Source organism: Vibrio chagasii (assembly GCA_041879415.1).
Classification (GTDB): Bacteria; Pseudomonadota; Gammaproteobacteria; order Enterobacterales; family Vibrionaceae; genus Vibrio.
Genome location: CP090851.1, coordinates 424,722 through 440,039, shown reverse-complemented (window position 1 = coordinate 440,039; position 15,318 = coordinate 424,722). Strand labels below are relative to the sequence as shown.

Genomic DNA, 15,318 nt, shown 5'->3' with positions numbered 1-15,318 from the left:
TTAACGTCTAGTTAACTGGGTTAACTAGACGTTTTAGCGATACTAAACGTCTAATAGCAGACGTGCAGGATCTTCTAGAAGCTCTTTGATGGTCACTAGGAAGCCAACTGATTCACGGCCATCGATTAGACGGTGGTCGTAAGAAAGCGCTAGGTACATCATTGGTAGAATTTCCACTTTGCCGTCAACAGCCATTGGACGCTCTTGGATTTTGTGCATACCCAGGATTGCCGCTTGAGGCGGGTTGATGATTGGCGTAGACATTAGAGAGCCAAATACACCACCGTTTGTGATAGTGAAGTTACCACCCATTAGCTCATCAACAGTTAGCTTGCCGTCACGGCCTTTGATCGCTAGCTCTTTGATGCCTTTTTCGATGTCAGCGAAACCTAGTGTGTCACAGTCTTTTAGAACTGGAGTCACTAGACCACGTGGCGTAGATACCGCCATGCTGATGTCGAAGTAGTTGTGGTAAACGATATCATCACCGTCGATAGATGCGTTTACTTCAGGGTAACGCTTAAGCGCTTCAGTTACCGCTTTCACGTAGAAAGACATGAAACCAAGACGCGTGTCGTGACGCTTCTCGAATTGGTCTTTGTATTGCTTACGAAGGTCCATGATTGGCTTCATGTTTACTTCGTTGAAAGTCGTTAGCATTGCTGTGCTGTTCTTCGCTTCTAGAAGACGGTTTGCTACTGTCTTGCGTAGGCGAGTCATAGGCACGCGCTTCTGGCTACGAGCTGCTGCTGGCGCTTCAACCGCTGGTGCAGCTGCTGCCGGCGCCGCTTTCGCTGCCGCTAGGTGTGCGTCAATGTCTTCACGAGTAATACGACCACCAACACCAGTGCCTTTAACGTCAGCTGGTTGTAGGTTGTGTTCAGCAAGAAGACGACGTACAGCTGGGCTTAGTGCGTCGTTGCTCTCTTCTGTTAGTGCCGCTTTATGACGCTTATCAGGAGATGCTTCTGTTTCTTCTGTTGTATCAGTCGTTGGCTCACCTGCAACCGCGCCAGGCTTCAACTTAGCAATAAGCTGCTTAGAAAGTACCGTAGCACCTTCGTCTTCAATAATCGCTTCCAGAACACCCGCTTCAGGAGCAGGTACTTCTAGAACTACTTTGTCTGTTTCGATATCTACAATGACTTCATCACGTGCAACCGCTTCGCCTGGTTTTTTGTGCCAAGTAGCAACTGTTGCATCAGCCACAGATTCAGGTAAATCTGGAACCAGAATTTCAATTGTCATGTCTGTATTTTCCTTTTACTTCTAGTTCTTTGGTAGGGTCAGAGCGTCATCTACTAACGCTTTTTGTTGTTTCAAGTGTACCGACATATAGCCTACAGCTGGTGATGCTGATGCAGGACGACCTGCGTATTGAATATCAGCGCCTACTGGGATAGCAGCTCGGAAGTTATGTTGGCTGCTGTACCAAGCACCTTGGTTCTGAGGCTCTTCTTGACACCAAACGTAATCAACGACATTTGTGTATTGTGCAATTGCAGCGCGAACATCCTCGTAAGGGAATGGGTATAGCTGCTCAATACGAACAATAGCAACGTCGTCTTGCTCGTTCTTACGTCTTTGGTCAAGTAGGTCGAAGTAAACCTTACCTGAACAGAATACGACGCGTTTTACGTTCTCAGGAGCGATATCGTCAATCTCTGCGATAGCTGGTTGGAACGTACCGTCTGCTAGGTCTTCTAGAGAAGACGTACACAGTGGGTGACGAAGCAATGACTTAGGTGACATTACAATCAGAGGACGACGCATTGGTCGAACAACCTGACGGCGAATCATGTGGTAAACCTGTGCTGGAGTTGAAGGAACAACTACCTGCATGTTTTGTTCAGCACACAATTGAAGGTAACGCTCAAGGCGTGCAGAAGAGTGCTCTGGGCCTTGGCCTTCATAACCGTGAGGAAGCAGCATAGTTAGACCACATAGACGTGCCCACTTTTGCTCACCTGACGAAATAAATTGGTCAATAACAACTTGTGCACCGTTTGCGAAGTCACCAAATTGTGCTTCCCAAAGGGTTAGACCGCTTGGCTCTGCTGTTGCGTAGCCATACTCGAACGCTAGCACTGCTTCTTCAGACAATACCGAGTCAAATACTTGGAATGGACCCTGCTTATCATGAATGTTCGCAAGAGGAACATACGTGCTTGCGTCTGATTGGTTGTGCAGTACTGAGTGACGGTGGAAGAAAGTACCACGGCCTGAATCTTGGCCAGAGATACGAATACGCTTGCCATCGTCAACAAGTGTTGCGTAAGCCAGAGTTTCAGCCATACCCCAATCAACTTGTTTCTCACCATTCACCATGGCAGTACGATCGTTGTACAGTTTATTTACTCGGCTTTGTAGCTTGTGGCTCTCTGGGTATTGACAGATCTTAGTACCAAGCTCTTTTAGACGCTCGATATCAACCTTGTTATCCCAGTCGATATTCCAGTCGTGACCTAGGTATGGAGACCAGTCTACTGAGTGCAGTGCCATTGGGCGCCACTCTTTAACCACAACTTCACCGTGATCAAGTGCATCACGATATTCGTTAACTAGTTGAGTTGCTGTATCAATACCAAACTCACCGCGCTCCATTAGCACATCAGCGTATAGCTTACGTGGCGTTGGATGCTTCTTGATTTTTTGGTACATCAAAGGCTGTGTTGCATTCGGCTCATCGGCTTCGTTGTGACCGTGACGACGGTAACAAACTAGGTCGATAACGACATCACGTTTGAAGGTATTACGGTAATCCAGCGCTAAGCGAGCAACAAAAGCAACCGCTTCTGGATCATCAGCATTAACGTGGAAAATCGGAGCCTGTACCATCTTAGCGATATCAGTACAGTACATCGTAGAACGTGTGTCGCGAGGGTTAGATGTTGTAAAACCAACTTGGTTGTTTACAACGATGCGAACCGTACCACCTACACAGAAACCGCGAGCTTGAGACATGTTAAACGTCTCTTGCACAACACCTTGACCAGCGATTGCTGAGTCACCGTGAATCGTGATTGGCAGTACACGGCTACCATCAGTATCGCCTAGGCGATCTTGACGTGCACGTACTGAACCGATAACCACTGGGTTTACGATTTCTAAGTGTGATGGGTTAAATGCTAGTGCTAAGTGAACGTTACCGCCCGGTGTCGCGAAATCCGCAGAGAAACCTTGGTGGTATTTCACATCACCAGTACCCCACGTTTCGTCGTGCTTACCCGCGAATTCGTCAAACAGGTCTTGCGGCTTTTTACCAAGCACGTTAACCAGCATGTTTAGACGGCCACGGTGAGCCATACCAACAACGACTTCACGCATGCCTTGTCCACCAGCATGACGAATAATCTCTTTCGTCATTGGGATAAGCGCATCACCACCTTCCAACGAGAAGCGTTTCGCGCCTGGGAATTTCGCACCAAGGTAGCGCTCAAGACCTTCAGCAGCCGTTAGCTCTTCTAGGAAAGCTTGCTTTTCTTCTTTGTTGAAAGAGGGTTGACCAGATACAGACTCTAAACGTTGTTGAATCCAACGTTTTTGCTCTGTATTAGTCATGTGCATGTATTCAGCACCAATCGAACCACAGTACGTTTGCTTTAGAGATTTGTGTAAATCTTTAAGCACCATCGTCTCTTGGCCAATCGCGTAAGAGCCGACGTTAAACGTCTCATTGAGGTCTTCTTCGGTAAGAGTGTGGAAAGAAGGGTCCAGTTCATCAACTGTCGCTCTCTTCCATAAACCTAGGGGGTCTAGATTTGCTGCTTGATGCCCTCGGAATCGATAAGCATTAATCAGTTGCAGAACTTTTACTTGTTTCGCATCGACATCTGGATCACTAACTTGGACACTGTAATGCTTTGTTTCTTGAGCGAGTCGACGGAAGTATTCACGAACACGAGAGTGTGGTTGTTCCACCGCTTCTGAAGCTTGCACAGGCAATTCTTCAAAAACACTTCTCCATTCGTCACTTACCGAATCGGGGTCACTTAGATACAGTTCATAGAGTTCTTCTACGTACGTTGCATTGGCGCCAGCCAAGTGTGAAGACTCGAGCCATGCCTTCATCACGCCGTTGTGCATATTTTCCCTTAACCAGTAGTTTTCACGTTTGCTGCGGTCTATGCCGAGCTATTAAAAGGCCGCCCCAAAACTTCTAGGGCGGCAATTTTTTTTATAACTTAAACCGAACGATTCACTAACATGGTCTTGATGTGACCAATCGCTTTCGTCGGATTTAATCCCTTAGGACAAACACTTACACAATTCATGATGCCATGGCAACGAAAAACGCTAAATGCATCATCAAGATCAGACAAACGTTCATCTGTCGCAGTATCTCGGCTATCAATTAGCCAACGGTACGCGGCAAGTAGGCCTGCTGGTCCAATGAACTTATCAGGGTTCCACCAGAACGATGGGCATGACGTTGTACAACATGCACACATGATACATTCGTACAGTCCATCTAAATGAGCACGCTCATCAGGGCTTTGTAAGTTTTCACGTGCCGGTGGTGTATTACCATCTGACACTAGGAACGGTTTTACTTTTTCGTAGTTATCGTAGAACTGAGTCATGTCGACAATCAGGTCACGAACAACTGGTAAGCCAGGCAGCGGGCGAATCACAATCTTATCGCCTTTCAAAGCAGATAGAGGCGTGATACACGCTAGACCGTTTTTACCGTTCATGTTCAGACCATCCGAACCACATACACCTTCACGGCATGAGCGGCGGAAAGCGATCGTCGGATCTTGTTCTTTCAATAGAATAAGCGCATCCAGAAGCATCATGTCTGAACCTTCATCCACCTCTAGGGTGTATTCCTTCATGTAAGGCTTTTGGTCGACATCTGGATTGTAACGGTATAAAGAGAAATTCAGTTTCATGGTCATGTCTCCTTAGTACGTACGTGCTTTTGGCGGGAACGCTTCACGATGGATAGGTTCCATGTTTACGTTACGCTTAGTCATGCTTTCTGACTCAGGATTGTAAAGCGTGTGGCATAGCCATTGCTCATCATCACGATCAGGGAAGTCAAAACGAGCATGTGCACCACGGCTTTCTGTGCGGTAGTTTGCCGCCACAGCTGTCGCGTAAGCTGTTTCCATTAGGTTTTCAAGCTCTAGACACTCAATACGCTGCGTGTTGAACTCAGTAGACTTATCTGAAAGGTGTGCATTCTTCAGACGCTCACGAATCGCTTTAAGCTCTTCTAGGCCGTCAGCCATTGCTTGACCTTCACGGAATACAGAGAAGTTGTTCTGCATACATTGTTGTAGATCTTTACGGATCTGTGCTGGATCTTCGCCGTCTGTGCTGTTTTCCCAACGGTTGTAGCGCTCTAGAGAACGAGCGATATCTTCTTCCGTTGCAGGTTTCGCATCAGCTTGCTTCTTCAGAGTCTCACCTAGATGTAGACCTGTCGCACGACCGAATACAACCAAATCAAGCAGTGAGTTACCACCTAGACGGTTAGCACCGTGTACTGATACTGAAGCAATCTCACCACAAGCAAATAGACCTTGTACTTCTACATCGCTACCATCTGCACCTTGCTTAATCGCTTGGCCAGAAACTTGTGTTGGTACACCACCCATCATGTAGTGACATGTTGGGATTACTGGGATTGGCTCTTTTACTGGATCAACGTGTGCGAATGTACGAGACAGTTCACATACACCAGGTAGACGAGACTCAAGTGTTTCTTTACCTAGGTGGTCCAGTTTCAGTTTGATGTGTGGACCCCAAGGGCCGTCACAACCACGACCTTCACGGATTTCTACCATCATTGAACGAGCAACAACGTCACGACCCGCTAAGTCTTTCGCATTTGGAGCGTAACGTTCCATGAAACGTTCGCCGTCTTTATTTAGAAGATAACCACCTTCACCACGACAGCCTTCTGTTACAAGAACACCAGCGCCAGCAATACCCGTTGGGTGGAACTGCCACATTTCGATATCTTGCATTGGAACGCCAGCACGAATCGCCATACCAACACCATCACCAGTATTGATGTGTGCGTTAGTTGTCGATGCGTAGATACGACCAGCACCGCCAGTCGCTAGGATCGTTGCTTTAGCTTTGAAGTAGCATACTTCGCCTGTTTCCATGCAAAGTGCTGTTGTACCAAGAATGGCACCGTCTTCGTTCTTCACAAGATCAAGCGCGTACCACTCAGAGAACACAGTTGTCTTATGTTTAATATTTTGTTGGTAAAGCGTGTGTAGCAATGCGTGACCAGTACGGTCAGCTGCTGCAGCGGTACGAGCCGCTTGCTCACCACCAAAGTTTTTCGATTGGCCACCAAAAGGACGTTGGTAAATGGTGCCGTTGTCGAAACGAGAAAATGGAAGACCCATCTTTTCTAGTTCGATAACTGATTCTGGGCCATTTTTACACATGTATTCGATAGCATCTTGGTCACCGATGTAATCAGAACCTTTTACTGTGTCGTACATGTGTTGTTCCCAGTGATCTTCGTGCGCATTACCTAACGCAACCGTAATACCACCTTGAGCAGATACGGTATGAGAACGAGTTGGGAAAACTTTAGAAAGCAATGCACATGATAGGCCTTGCTCTGAAATTTGCAGTGCGGCACGCATACCAGCACCACCAGCGCCGATAACTACGGCATCAAACTCACGAACAGGAATAGTCACTTACGCACCCCACAAAATAAACAGACCAGAGAAGAAATATCCAAGAAGAACCGCAACTACACCTACTTGAAGGCCAACACGCAGTTTAGCGCACTTGATGTAGTCGGTTAGCACTTGCCATAGACCGATCCAAGCGTGAACAAGAACCGAAGTAAGCGCTAACATGGTAAATACTTTAGTGAAGGTTCCACCAAAGAACTGAGTCCATGATACGTAAGAGATATCGGTGAAGGCACAAAAGCTCACCAAATAAATTGTATATAGCGTCATAATGATTGCAGTTGCACGAATCAATAAGAAATCGTGAACGCCATTACGGCCAAATGTCGAAACGTTGTTTACCATACTAAGATCCCCGCTAGTAGAGACAATACCGCTGTCGCTGCGAATGCAACCTTAGCGCTCTTCGCGCCAGATTCCAGCTCTTCAAAGTGACCTAAGTCCATAAGAAGGTGACGAATACCACCAGCAATGTGGTAAGCCAAAGCGGTTAAAATGCCCCACAGAATAAACTTCACGAAGAAACCGTCGACAATGTCGCTAGCTTCCATAAAGCCTACTGGGGATGAGAGGGAAATGGATAGTAACCAAAGCAAAATTCCAATCGCAACAAAAGTAATCACCCCAGACACACGGTGTAGGATGGAAGCTATTGCAGTGATCGGAAAGTGGATGGTCTGTAAATCTAAATTAACAGGTCTTGTCTTTCTTTCTTTCACGGGCTTGCTCACTCAGCTCCATTGAGCATTATGGTCATTAAATAACCTTATGATATTGTTATGGACAAAATTTGATCGCAAACCTTCAAAATTTAACATTAACTTAACAAATAACTGAAGTTGAGCCTTAGATAATTGTAAAATAATTGTTAACAACAAGATTAAGATAGACACCTCACATTTCTTCTTAGCCTTGCATTTATAAGGTTTTAACCAAATTTTTCATCGCCACTATACGGTCGGCAACATTCTAATACAATTGATGTAACAAATAATGCTACACAGACCAGATTTTTAACGAATTTAATGTAAAAAACACTAACAAGTGCACACAAAGCTGCAGAAAAATTGACTTTCCCACGTAAGACCAGTAAAAAAATGGCACATAAACATCCTGGACGGATTAAATAATAAACAAAGGAGATTGTTATGGCGGATAAGAAAGCTACCCTTCACATTGAAGGTCAAGCGCCAATCGAGCTGCCGATTACAGAAGGTGTACTAGGTACTCCAGTGATCGATGTTCGTACACTAGGTTCTAATGGTTTTTTCACTTTTGACCCTGGTTTTCTTGCCACTGCATCTTGTGAGTCTCAAATCACTTTTATTGACGGTGGTAAAGGTATCCTTTTACACCGTGGTTATCCAATTGACCAACTTGCCAATAACGCTGATTACTTAGAAGTATGTTACATACTTCTTTACGGTGAAGCCCCATCTCGAGCTGAATACGAAAAGTTCAAGACTACCGTGACACGTCACACTATGGTACACGAGCAAATTGCTAGTTTCTTCCACGGCTTCCGTCGTGATGCTCACCCTATGGCTGTAATGTGTGGTGTAGTAGGCGCTCTAGCTGCGTTCTACCACGACTCACTTGATATCAACAACGATACACACCGTGAAATTGCGGCTTACCGTCTAATTTCAAAAATGCCAACACTGGCAGCAATGTGTTACAAATATTCTATTGGTCAGCCGTTTATCTACCCACGCAACGACCTAAGCTACGCAGAAAACTTCCTACACATGATGTTTGCAAACCCATGTGAAGAGTACGAAGTGAACCCTATCGTAGCTCGTGCAATGGATAAGATTTTCACCCTACACGCAGACCACGAACAAAACGCTTCTACATCTACAGTACGTCTATCTGGTTCATCTGGTGCTAACCCGTTTGCTTGTATCGCAGCAGGTATCGCGTCACTTTGGGGCCCTGCTCACGGTGGTGCAAACGAAGCATGTCTACGTATGCTTGAAGAGATCGGTAGCGTAGATAACATCGAAGAGTATGTTGCAAAAGCGAAAGACAAAGATGACCCATTCCGTTTGATGGGCTTCGGTCACCGCGTTTACAAGAACTACGATCCACGTGCAACAGTAATGCGCGAAGCGTGTCACGAAGTACTTAAAGAGCTAAACATCCAAGATCCACTACTTGACGTAGCAATGGAACTTGAGCGTATCGCTCTTTCTGATGAGTACTTTGTTTCTAAGAAGCTATACCCGAACGTAGACTTCTACTCAGGTATCATTCTGAAAGCTATCGGCATTCCAGTGTCTATGTTTACAGTAATCTTCGCGATGTCTCGTACTATCGGTTGGATTGCACATTGGAACGAAATGCACAGCGACCCAACAAACCGTATCGGTCGTCCTCGTCAGCTATACACTGGTGAAGAGCAACGTGACTTTAAAGCACTTCACGAACGTGAATAATTGTGATTAAAGTATGATTGTTAAAAAGGGTTGATGCGAAAGCATCAACCCTTTTCTTTTATATGCTCGCAACTCTGTCATCCTCAAGAACGAGGAGCAAGTGAGTTGGGGATCTCATTCAACGAGTAGACAGCCCAAAGAGATTCCCTACTCCCTCCTTCGTCAGTCTAGGGAATGACGGATTCTGCTATGACCCTTTAACCTTCTGACTCGCGCATCATATCGACGGATACAAATTTATAGTCTCTCGTCATCCCCAAGAGCGAGGGACGAGTGAGTTGGGGATCTCACGAAGCGTATATAGAAACTTACGAAGCTCCTCAAAGGTTTAAGGGACACTCTCTACTCGCATCCCTAATCCCGTATCTGCTCTTATACCGGATTATCGATATCGATAAACTCAACATCCAAGCCGTGATCTTTTGCTAACCACTCACCTAGTGCTTTAACACCGTAGCGCTCAGTGGCGTGATGACCCGCAGCAAAGTAATGAATGTCTTGCTCACGAGCCGAGTAAGTTGTGCGCTCAGAAATTTCACCAGAGATAAATGCATCGATACCTTGAGAAGCAGCAAGCTCAATGTAATCTTGGCCACCGCCAGTACACCAACCTACTGTCTCAATCATTTTATCTGCGTTTTCAGGAGCAATGTGTAGCGGCTTACGATTCAACACTTGATCAATTTTTGCTGCAAACTCAGAACCAGTCATTGGTGTCTTCAATCTACCGAACATAGCGACTGACTGAGGGTGCCCTTCCAAACCACCTTCAACATCGATCTCAAGTAACTCTGCCAGTTTGGCGTTGTTACCAAGCTCAGGGTGAATATCAAGAGGAAGGTGGTAGCCTATTAGGTTGATATCGTTTTTAATCAACGTACGAATACGCTTACCTTTCATGCCGCGAATCGCTTCCGGCTCACCTTTCCAAAAGAAACCATGGTGAACTAACAAAGCGTCAGCCTTTAGCTCAACCGCTTTATTAATCAAAGCTTGCGAAGCCGTTACACCAGTAACGATACGCTTTACCTCAGCACTGCCTTCTACTTGAAGACCGTTTGGGCAGTAATCTTTAATCTGCTGTGGCTGCAGTTTTTCGTTAAGTAGCTTTTCTAATTGTAAGTTATTCATTTTTATTTCCAGCTTACCTTTATAATAACGTCGTTATATCAATTTACGGGTAGAATGTCGAAAGCCCTTCCACTCTGTTTCTAGAGAACAGATGACTGAAGTTTACGAGGAACCGATGACCGAACTGCAACGCTTTTACCAATGGGTGATTAGCTCGCCACCGCTACTAGAAATCAAGCCGCCCATTTCTGATCTCACAGTGTTCTCAAATCACCAAAAGATCGATGACGCCCACACTTATAATGGTAACCCTAGGTTAGGCTTCCTCTACCAACACCTATGTGAACAAGTCATCACCACTTCGGATAATTATTCAATCAAGCATGATGAAATTCAGATTAATGTTGAGGGAAGAACACTCGGCGCAATCGACTTTATCCTGGAAGAAACAAACAACCAAAAATTAGAACACTGGGAAGTGGCAATTAAGTTTTACCTCCTTCACGAGCAAACATGGTTTGGTCCAAACTCTCATGACCAATTAGACAAGAAGCTCGATAGAATGCTCAGCCACCAGCTTGGTATGTCCTCTTCAACCGCCTTTGTTGAGCAGTACCCAGAGATCGATGTCGACTCAAAACATCTTTTGATGCAAGGTCGTCTCTATACCAACCCATTTTTAGAACAAAACGTACCTACAGAGTGTTTGGGCTACGACATTAACCCAAGCCAAGTAAACGGATTTTGGTGCTATCAAAATCAGGCACACCAGATCACCGAAGCACTCTACCCTCTAACCAAAGAGCAATGGGCCGCAGGAACGGATGATTTCAGTGGTGAACCTATCACCGAATTTGGTGACCGCTTCGTTCATGCGCAAACTAAGTCTGGTCAATTCTGGTTTGTGATGCCACAAAGTTGGCCACATGGTTAGACGCTCTCGTTTATCCTTCCTTTCTTATTCACAATCCGGCCAACTAAAAAGGGCTGATGCTTTCACATCAACCCTTCCATTCTTTGCTTTATAACTCTATGAATCGTATTCGATTATAGACCTGCAGCAGAAAATACTTGGTTAACAATCTCTTGAGCTTCTGCTTCAATTGCTTTTAGGTGCTCTTCACCTTTAAAGCTTTCACAGTAGATCTTGTAGATGTCTTCCGTGCCTGATGGACGAGCAGCAAACCAACCATTCTCAGTTGTCACTTTAAGGCCACCAATTGCAGCGCCATTACCTGGAGCATGTGTCAAGCGAGCAGTAATCGCATCACCAGCAAGTGTTTCAGCAGATACCATCTCTGGAGATAGCTTCTTAAGCACGTCTTTTTGTGCACCATTTGCTACCGCTTGAATACGGTTGTACTTAGATTCACCGTGTTTAGCAGCTAGCTCTTCATAGTACTCTTGTGGATTCTTACCCGTTACCGCGGTGATCTCAGCCGCCAATAGGCAAAGGATTAGACCATCTTTATCTGTTGACCACGGCGTTCCGTCTTTACGTAAGAAAGATGCACCCGCACTCTCTTCGCCACCGAAACCAAACTGACCGTTGTATAAGCCATCAACAAACCATTTGAAACCAACTGGCACTTCACAAAGTTCACGACCTAGATCAGCAACAACACGGTCAATCAATGCACTTGATACCAAAGTTTTACCAACAGCAACCTCTTTACCCCAACCTTCACGGTTACGGTATAGGTAGTCGATACAAACCGCTAGGAAGTGGTTAGGGTTCATCAGGCCTTTAGGCGTAACAATACCGTGACGATCGTAATCAGGGTCGTTACCAAACGCTAGTGCGTACTCATCTTTAAGCGCTAGCAAGCCTGCCATTGCGTATGGTGAAGAACAGTCCATACGAACCACGCCATCTTTATCTAGAGACATGAATTGGAAAGAAGGGTCAACCGCTTCACTTACCAAAGTAAGGTCTAAGTTGTACGCTTTACCAATTTGACGCCAGTAATCGATGCCGCTTCCGCCCAGAGGATCCACACCAATTTTGATGTTCGCTTTCTGGATAGCTTCCATATCAACCACGTTAACTAAATCAGCAACGTATGGAGCAACTAGGTCGACTTCTTTCACTAATTCAGACTGTTTAGCCTGTGCAATAGGCGTACGTTTAACACCTTGCATTTGCTCAGAAATAATAACGTTCGCACGATCTTCAATAGCTTGCGTTAGCTCCGCTTCAGCAGGGCCACCGTGTGTCGGGTTGTATTTGATACCGCCGTCTTGAGGTGGGTTGTGTGAAGGTGTGATAACAATACCATCGGCTTTTTTGTCATTCACTAGGTTGTGCGTAAGAATCGCGTGCGAGATACCAGGTGTTGGAGTAAAGCCATTGTTTTCTTGAATAATAACTTCAACACCGTTCGCTACAAGTACTTCGATTACCGTAGAAAACGCAGGTTCAGATAGCGCGTGTGTATCTTTACCTAAGAAAAGTGGACCTGTTGTACCTTGCTCAGCACGCACTTCAGCCACTGCTTGTGCAATCGCTAGAATGTGGTTTTCGTTGAATGTTGATTTGTCTGCTGTACCGCGGTGACCTGAAGTACCGAACAGTACTTTGTGGTCTGGGTTAGTCGCATCCGGTTGCTGTAAGAAATAGTTAGCCACTAAAGCCGGAATATTATGAAGATCTTCCTGCTGAGCTTTTTGCCCAGCACGAGGGTGCATAGCCATTTTTCGACATCCTTATATATAAAATTTAAAAACAAAAAAACCTCATAATATCTTCTTATCCATGGATATTATGAGGTTTAAATCAGATTTCGTTAAATTGAACCTGTTACTTTTTCGATCAATTCTGCTTGGAAATTCATGCGGCTCATAAGCTGCTCAACCATCTGTCTTTTACGGCTAGTATTATTATTTGTAATAACCCAAAAAGGACTTTGTGGAATGGCTTTAGGCTTAGTTGTGTTGCCGTTTGCTAGCAACGTCGCTTCGTTGTCTGCAAAGTAAACACGCTTACGGCCTTTTACTTGAGTTGCTTCTGAAAAGCTTTCAGGGTCGATTTTATGCAGTGTTGATAACACCAACATGAAACGATCAATGGCTTTCTTTAGTGACGCAAACTCATCTGATATTAGTAGTGAGCGCATTTCTTTAACGCCATCGAATTTCTCTGGAGTAAAGCCTACCTCTTTGCTAACAACGATACCTTTCGGCTCTACGATCTCTTCGATCGGAGCCATGCCTTGGCTATCAACCTGTAACAAGCGGCGCAGAATATCTGAAGCGCTTTCGCCAATACGTTCTGTCTGACCCGCAATAAAACGGTATAGGTCCTCATCAACCTCAATTGTTTTCATTCGCTTTTCACAATCTCAATGTTTAAACTCAGGGAGATTATAGCGAGATCCGCGCGGATACTCTACGTCAAACCCACCATGAATAAGATAAAAATGTCAGTACAGCTCAACTATAAAATCGAAGGTGAGGGTCACACCATAGTTTTGATCCATGGATTATTCGGTAATCTGGACAACCTAGGCTTGCTGGCCAGGGATCTAAAAGTCGATCATCAGGTACTGAGTATCGATCTTCGTAACCACGGACAATCCTTCCACAGTGATACTCATAATTACCAAGCGATGGCACAAGATGTCGCTCAGCTGTTGAAAGATCTCGATCTGAATGATGTTACTGTGATTGGTCACTCGATGGGCGGCAAAGTTGCTATGGCGCTTACCCAACATCTAGAGCTGCGCAAACTGATTGTATTGGACATGGCACCGGTCGCTTACACCCAAAGCCGTCACGACAACGTATTCGCCGGCCTACAAGCTGTCATTGAAGAAAAGCCAGTATCTCGTGCCGAAGCACTTAAAGTACTCGCCAAGCATATCGAAATAGACGGTGTTCGCCAATTCTTAACGAAGTCACTGTTTAAGTCAGAACAAGGCATTATGGAGTGGCGCTTTAACGTCGCATCACTGCTCGCCAACTATGCACACATCATTGGTTGGGAACCGATCGACAAAACCTCAGTCAAAACCTTGCTAATAAAAGGTGGGGATTCTGACTACCTCACGGCTGAGCACCAAACTGCGGTCCAACAGCAATTTTCTAATGCAAAGGCGCACGTTATTGCGAATACGGGCCACTGGCTACACGCAGAAAAGCCTGCTGAAGTGCTAAGAGCAATTCGAAAATTCATCGCTTAAGTGCGCTTTTTCATGCAGATAAATGAGAGCTGAGTAATCACTGCACATTAACTTTATCTCGCAACAGTGATATAGTGCGCCCAAGCAAAATTGGTATATAAGGTTCCCATGCTTTACGACTACATGAACATCATTGAATCTGTTGGTTTAGATCTCCTATTTGCCGCGATTTTCTTTTTGATCGGTATGGCAATTAAGGACGTTCTCAAGCAAGGAAATGTTCCTCCATTTGGTCGTCGCATTGTGTGGTTAGTACTTTTCCTTGGCTGTGCAGGTTTTATCGCCAAAGGGATAATCCAACTAAGCTGGGAAGGAACCGGGATCTAACGATTCCCCTCCGAACTTTATTACACCGACAACAGACAAAATGAAAGGTAATGATTCTATGGCAAGTGTAGGTCTCTTCTTTGGTAGCGATACAGGTAACACTGAAGCTGTTGCTAAGATGATTCAAAAGCAATTGAGCAAACAGCTCGTTCACGTTCAAGACATTGCAAAAAGCAGCAAAGAAGATATCGATAACTTCGATCTACTGCTGCTTGGTATCCCTACGTGGTACTACGGCGAAGCACAATGTGATTGGGATGATTTCTTCCCAGAGCTAGAAGCTATTGATTTCTCAACTAAGCTTGTTGCTATCTTTGGTTGTGGTGACCAAGAAGATTACGCAGAATACTTCTGTGATGCTATGGGTACTATCCGTGACATCGTTGAAGCGAAAGGCGGTACTATCCTAGGTTACACTTCTACTGAAGGCTACGAGTTCGAAGCATCGAAAGGTCTAGTTGAAGGCGATGACAGCCAGTTCGTTGGTCTATGTATCGATGAAGACCGTCAACCAGAGCTAACTGATGAGCGTGTATCTAACTGGGTTAAACAAATCCACGAAGAGATGTGCCTAGCAGAGCTTGAAGACTAATTCTCTGGCAGTTGTCCATTGTTACAATTAGTGAC

Annotated in this window: 14 protein-coding genes; 5 read left to right on the top strand and 9 right to left on the bottom strand. The window is 45.2% G+C overall.

What is annotated here, in order from left to right:
• Positions 1-42: 42 nt before the first annotated feature.
• The 6 genes from odhB to sdhC form a co-directional block, all read right to left on the bottom strand.
• Positions 43-1,248, bottom strand: coding sequence for a 2-oxoglutarate dehydrogenase complex dihydrolipoyllysine-residue succinyltransferase (gene odhB, locus L0991_02030; GenBank protein ID XGB62864.1), 1,206 nt, complete (start codon positions 1,246-1,248; stop codon positions 43-45).
• Between the two features lie 21 nt (positions 1,249-1,269).
• The gene (gene sucA / locus L0991_02025) at positions 1,270-4,086 is read right to left on the bottom strand and encodes a 2-oxoglutarate dehydrogenase E1 component (GenBank protein XGB62863.1); all 2,817 of its coding nucleotides are present in this window, start codon (positions 4,084-4,086) and stop codon (positions 1,270-1,272) included.
• A 98-nt stretch (positions 4,087-4,184) separates the two neighbouring features.
• Positions 4,185-4,895, bottom strand: a complete 711-nt coding sequence (locus L0991_02020; GenBank protein ID XGB62862.1) for a succinate dehydrogenase iron-sulfur subunit — start codon at positions 4,893-4,895, stop codon at positions 4,185-4,187.
• Between the two features lie 12 nt (positions 4,896-4,907).
• Entirely contained in the window at positions 4,908-6,674 is a 1,767-nt protein-coding gene (gene sdhA / locus L0991_02015) for a succinate dehydrogenase flavoprotein subunit (GenBank protein XGB62861.1), read from the bottom strand.
• Positions 6,675-7,019 (bottom strand): succinate dehydrogenase, hydrophobic membrane anchor protein, encoded by a 345-nt coding sequence (gene sdhD / locus L0991_02010; GenBank protein ID XGB62860.1) that lies wholly within the window; start codon positions 7,017-7,019, stop codon positions 6,675-6,677.
• The gene (sdhC, locus tag L0991_02005) at positions 7,013-7,405 is read right to left on the bottom strand and encodes a succinate dehydrogenase cytochrome b556 subunit (protein XGB62859.1); all 393 of its coding nucleotides are present in this window, start codon (positions 7,403-7,405) and stop codon (positions 7,013-7,015) included. Before sdhC ends, sdhD begins: the two co-directional genes overlap by 7 nt.
• A gap of 417 nt (positions 7,406-7,822) precedes the next feature.
• On the opposite strand from sdhC, the gene L0991_02000 reads away from it, so the two are divergent.
• On the top strand, positions 7,823-9,112 hold the full coding sequence (locus tag L0991_02000) for a citrate synthase (GenBank protein ID XGB62858.1): 1,290 nt from the start codon (positions 7,823-7,825) through the stop codon (positions 9,110-9,112).
• Positions 9,113-9,484: 372 nt separating this feature from the next.
• Here L0991_02000 and L0991_01995 read toward each other — a convergent pair whose 3' ends face one another.
• Positions 9,485-10,243: a Nif3-like dinuclear metal center hexameric protein gene (locus L0991_01995; GenBank protein XGB62857.1), complete on the bottom strand. Its 759-nt coding sequence runs from the start codon at positions 10,241-10,243 to the stop codon at positions 9,485-9,487.
• A gap of 115 nt (positions 10,244-10,358) precedes the next feature.
• On the opposite strand from L0991_01995, the gene L0991_01990 reads away from it, so the two are divergent.
• Positions 10,359-11,117 (top strand): DUF1853 family protein, encoded by a 759-nt coding sequence (locus L0991_01990; GenBank protein ID XGB63832.1) that lies wholly within the window; start codon positions 10,359-10,361, stop codon positions 11,115-11,117.
• A 113-nt stretch (positions 11,118-11,230) separates the two neighbouring features.
• Here L0991_01990 and pgm read toward each other — a convergent pair whose 3' ends face one another.
• Positions 11,231-12,877 carry a phosphoglucomutase (alpha-D-glucose-1,6-bisphosphate-dependent) gene (pgm, locus tag L0991_01985; GenBank protein XGB62856.1) on the bottom strand — a complete coding sequence of 549 codons (1,647 nt, stop codon included), beginning with the start codon at positions 12,875-12,877 and terminating at the stop codon, positions 11,231-11,233.
• Positions 12,878-12,969: 92 nt separating this feature from the next.
• Positions 12,970-13,509 carry a replication initiation negative regulator SeqA gene (seqA, locus tag L0991_01980; GenBank protein XGB62855.1) on the bottom strand — a complete coding sequence of 180 codons (540 nt, stop codon included), beginning with the start codon at positions 13,507-13,509 and terminating at the stop codon, positions 12,970-12,972.
• Between the two features lie 93 nt (positions 13,510-13,602).
• On the opposite strand from seqA, the gene L0991_01975 reads away from it, so the two are divergent.
• The 3 genes from L0991_01975 to fldA all read left to right on the top strand — a co-directional run bounded on the left by L0991_01975 (position 13,603) and on the right by fldA (position 15,283).
• Positions 13,603-14,364: an alpha/beta fold hydrolase gene (locus L0991_01975; protein ID XGB62854.1), complete on the top strand. Its 762-nt coding sequence runs from the start codon at positions 13,603-13,605 to the stop codon at positions 14,362-14,364.
• A gap of 108 nt (positions 14,365-14,472) precedes the next feature.
• Positions 14,473-14,691, top strand: coding sequence for a DUF2788 domain-containing protein (locus L0991_01970; protein ID XGB62853.1), 219 nt, complete (start codon positions 14,473-14,475; stop codon positions 14,689-14,691).
• A 58-nt stretch (positions 14,692-14,749) separates the two neighbouring features.
• Positions 14,750-15,283, top strand: coding sequence for a flavodoxin FldA (fldA, locus tag L0991_01965; protein ID XGB62852.1), 534 nt, complete (start codon positions 14,750-14,752; stop codon positions 15,281-15,283).
• The last annotated feature ends 35 nt before the right edge of the window (positions 15,284-15,318 follow it).

Excerpts from the sequence above, each read along its gene's own strand:
- odhB (XGB62864.1), bottom strand. The coding sequence starts at position 1,248 with ATGACAATTGAAATTCTGGTTCCAGATTTACCTGAATCTGTGGCTGAT.
- sucA (XGB62863.1), bottom strand. The coding sequence starts at position 4,086 with ATGCACAACGGCGTGATGAAGGCATGGCTCGAGTCTTCACACTTGGCT.
- L0991_02020 (XGB62862.1), bottom strand. The coding sequence starts at position 4,895 with ATGAAACTGAATTTCTCTTTATACCGTTACAATCCAGATGTCGACCAA.
- sdhD (XGB62860.1), bottom strand. The coding sequence starts at position 7,019 with ATGGTAAACAACGTTTCGACATTTGGCCGTAATGGCGTTCACGATTTC.
- L0991_02000 (XGB62858.1), top strand. The coding sequence starts at position 7,823 with ATGGCGGATAAGAAAGCTACCCTTCACATTGAAGGTCAAGCGCCAATC.
- L0991_01995 (XGB62857.1), bottom strand. The coding sequence starts at position 10,243 with ATGAATAACTTACAATTAGAAAAGCTACTTAACGAAAAACTGCAGCCA.
- L0991_01990 (XGB63832.1), top strand. The coding sequence starts at position 10,359 with ATGACCGAACTGCAACGCTTTTACCAATGGGTGATTAGCTCGCCACCG.
- pgm (XGB62856.1), bottom strand. The coding sequence starts at position 12,877 with ATGGCTATGCACCCTCGTGCTGGGCAAAAAGCTCAGCAGGAAGATCTT.
- seqA (XGB62855.1), bottom strand. The coding sequence starts at position 13,509 with ATGAAAACAATTGAGGTTGATGAGGACCTATACCGTTTTATTGCGGGT.
- L0991_01975 (XGB62854.1), top strand. The coding sequence starts at position 13,603 with ATGTCAGTACAGCTCAACTATAAAATCGAAGGTGAGGGTCACACCATA.
- L0991_01970 (XGB62853.1), top strand. The coding sequence starts at position 14,473 with ATGCTTTACGACTACATGAACATCATTGAATCTGTTGGTTTAGATCTC.
- fldA (XGB62852.1), top strand. The coding sequence starts at position 14,750 with ATGGCAAGTGTAGGTCTCTTCTTTGGTAGCGATACAGGTAACACTGAA.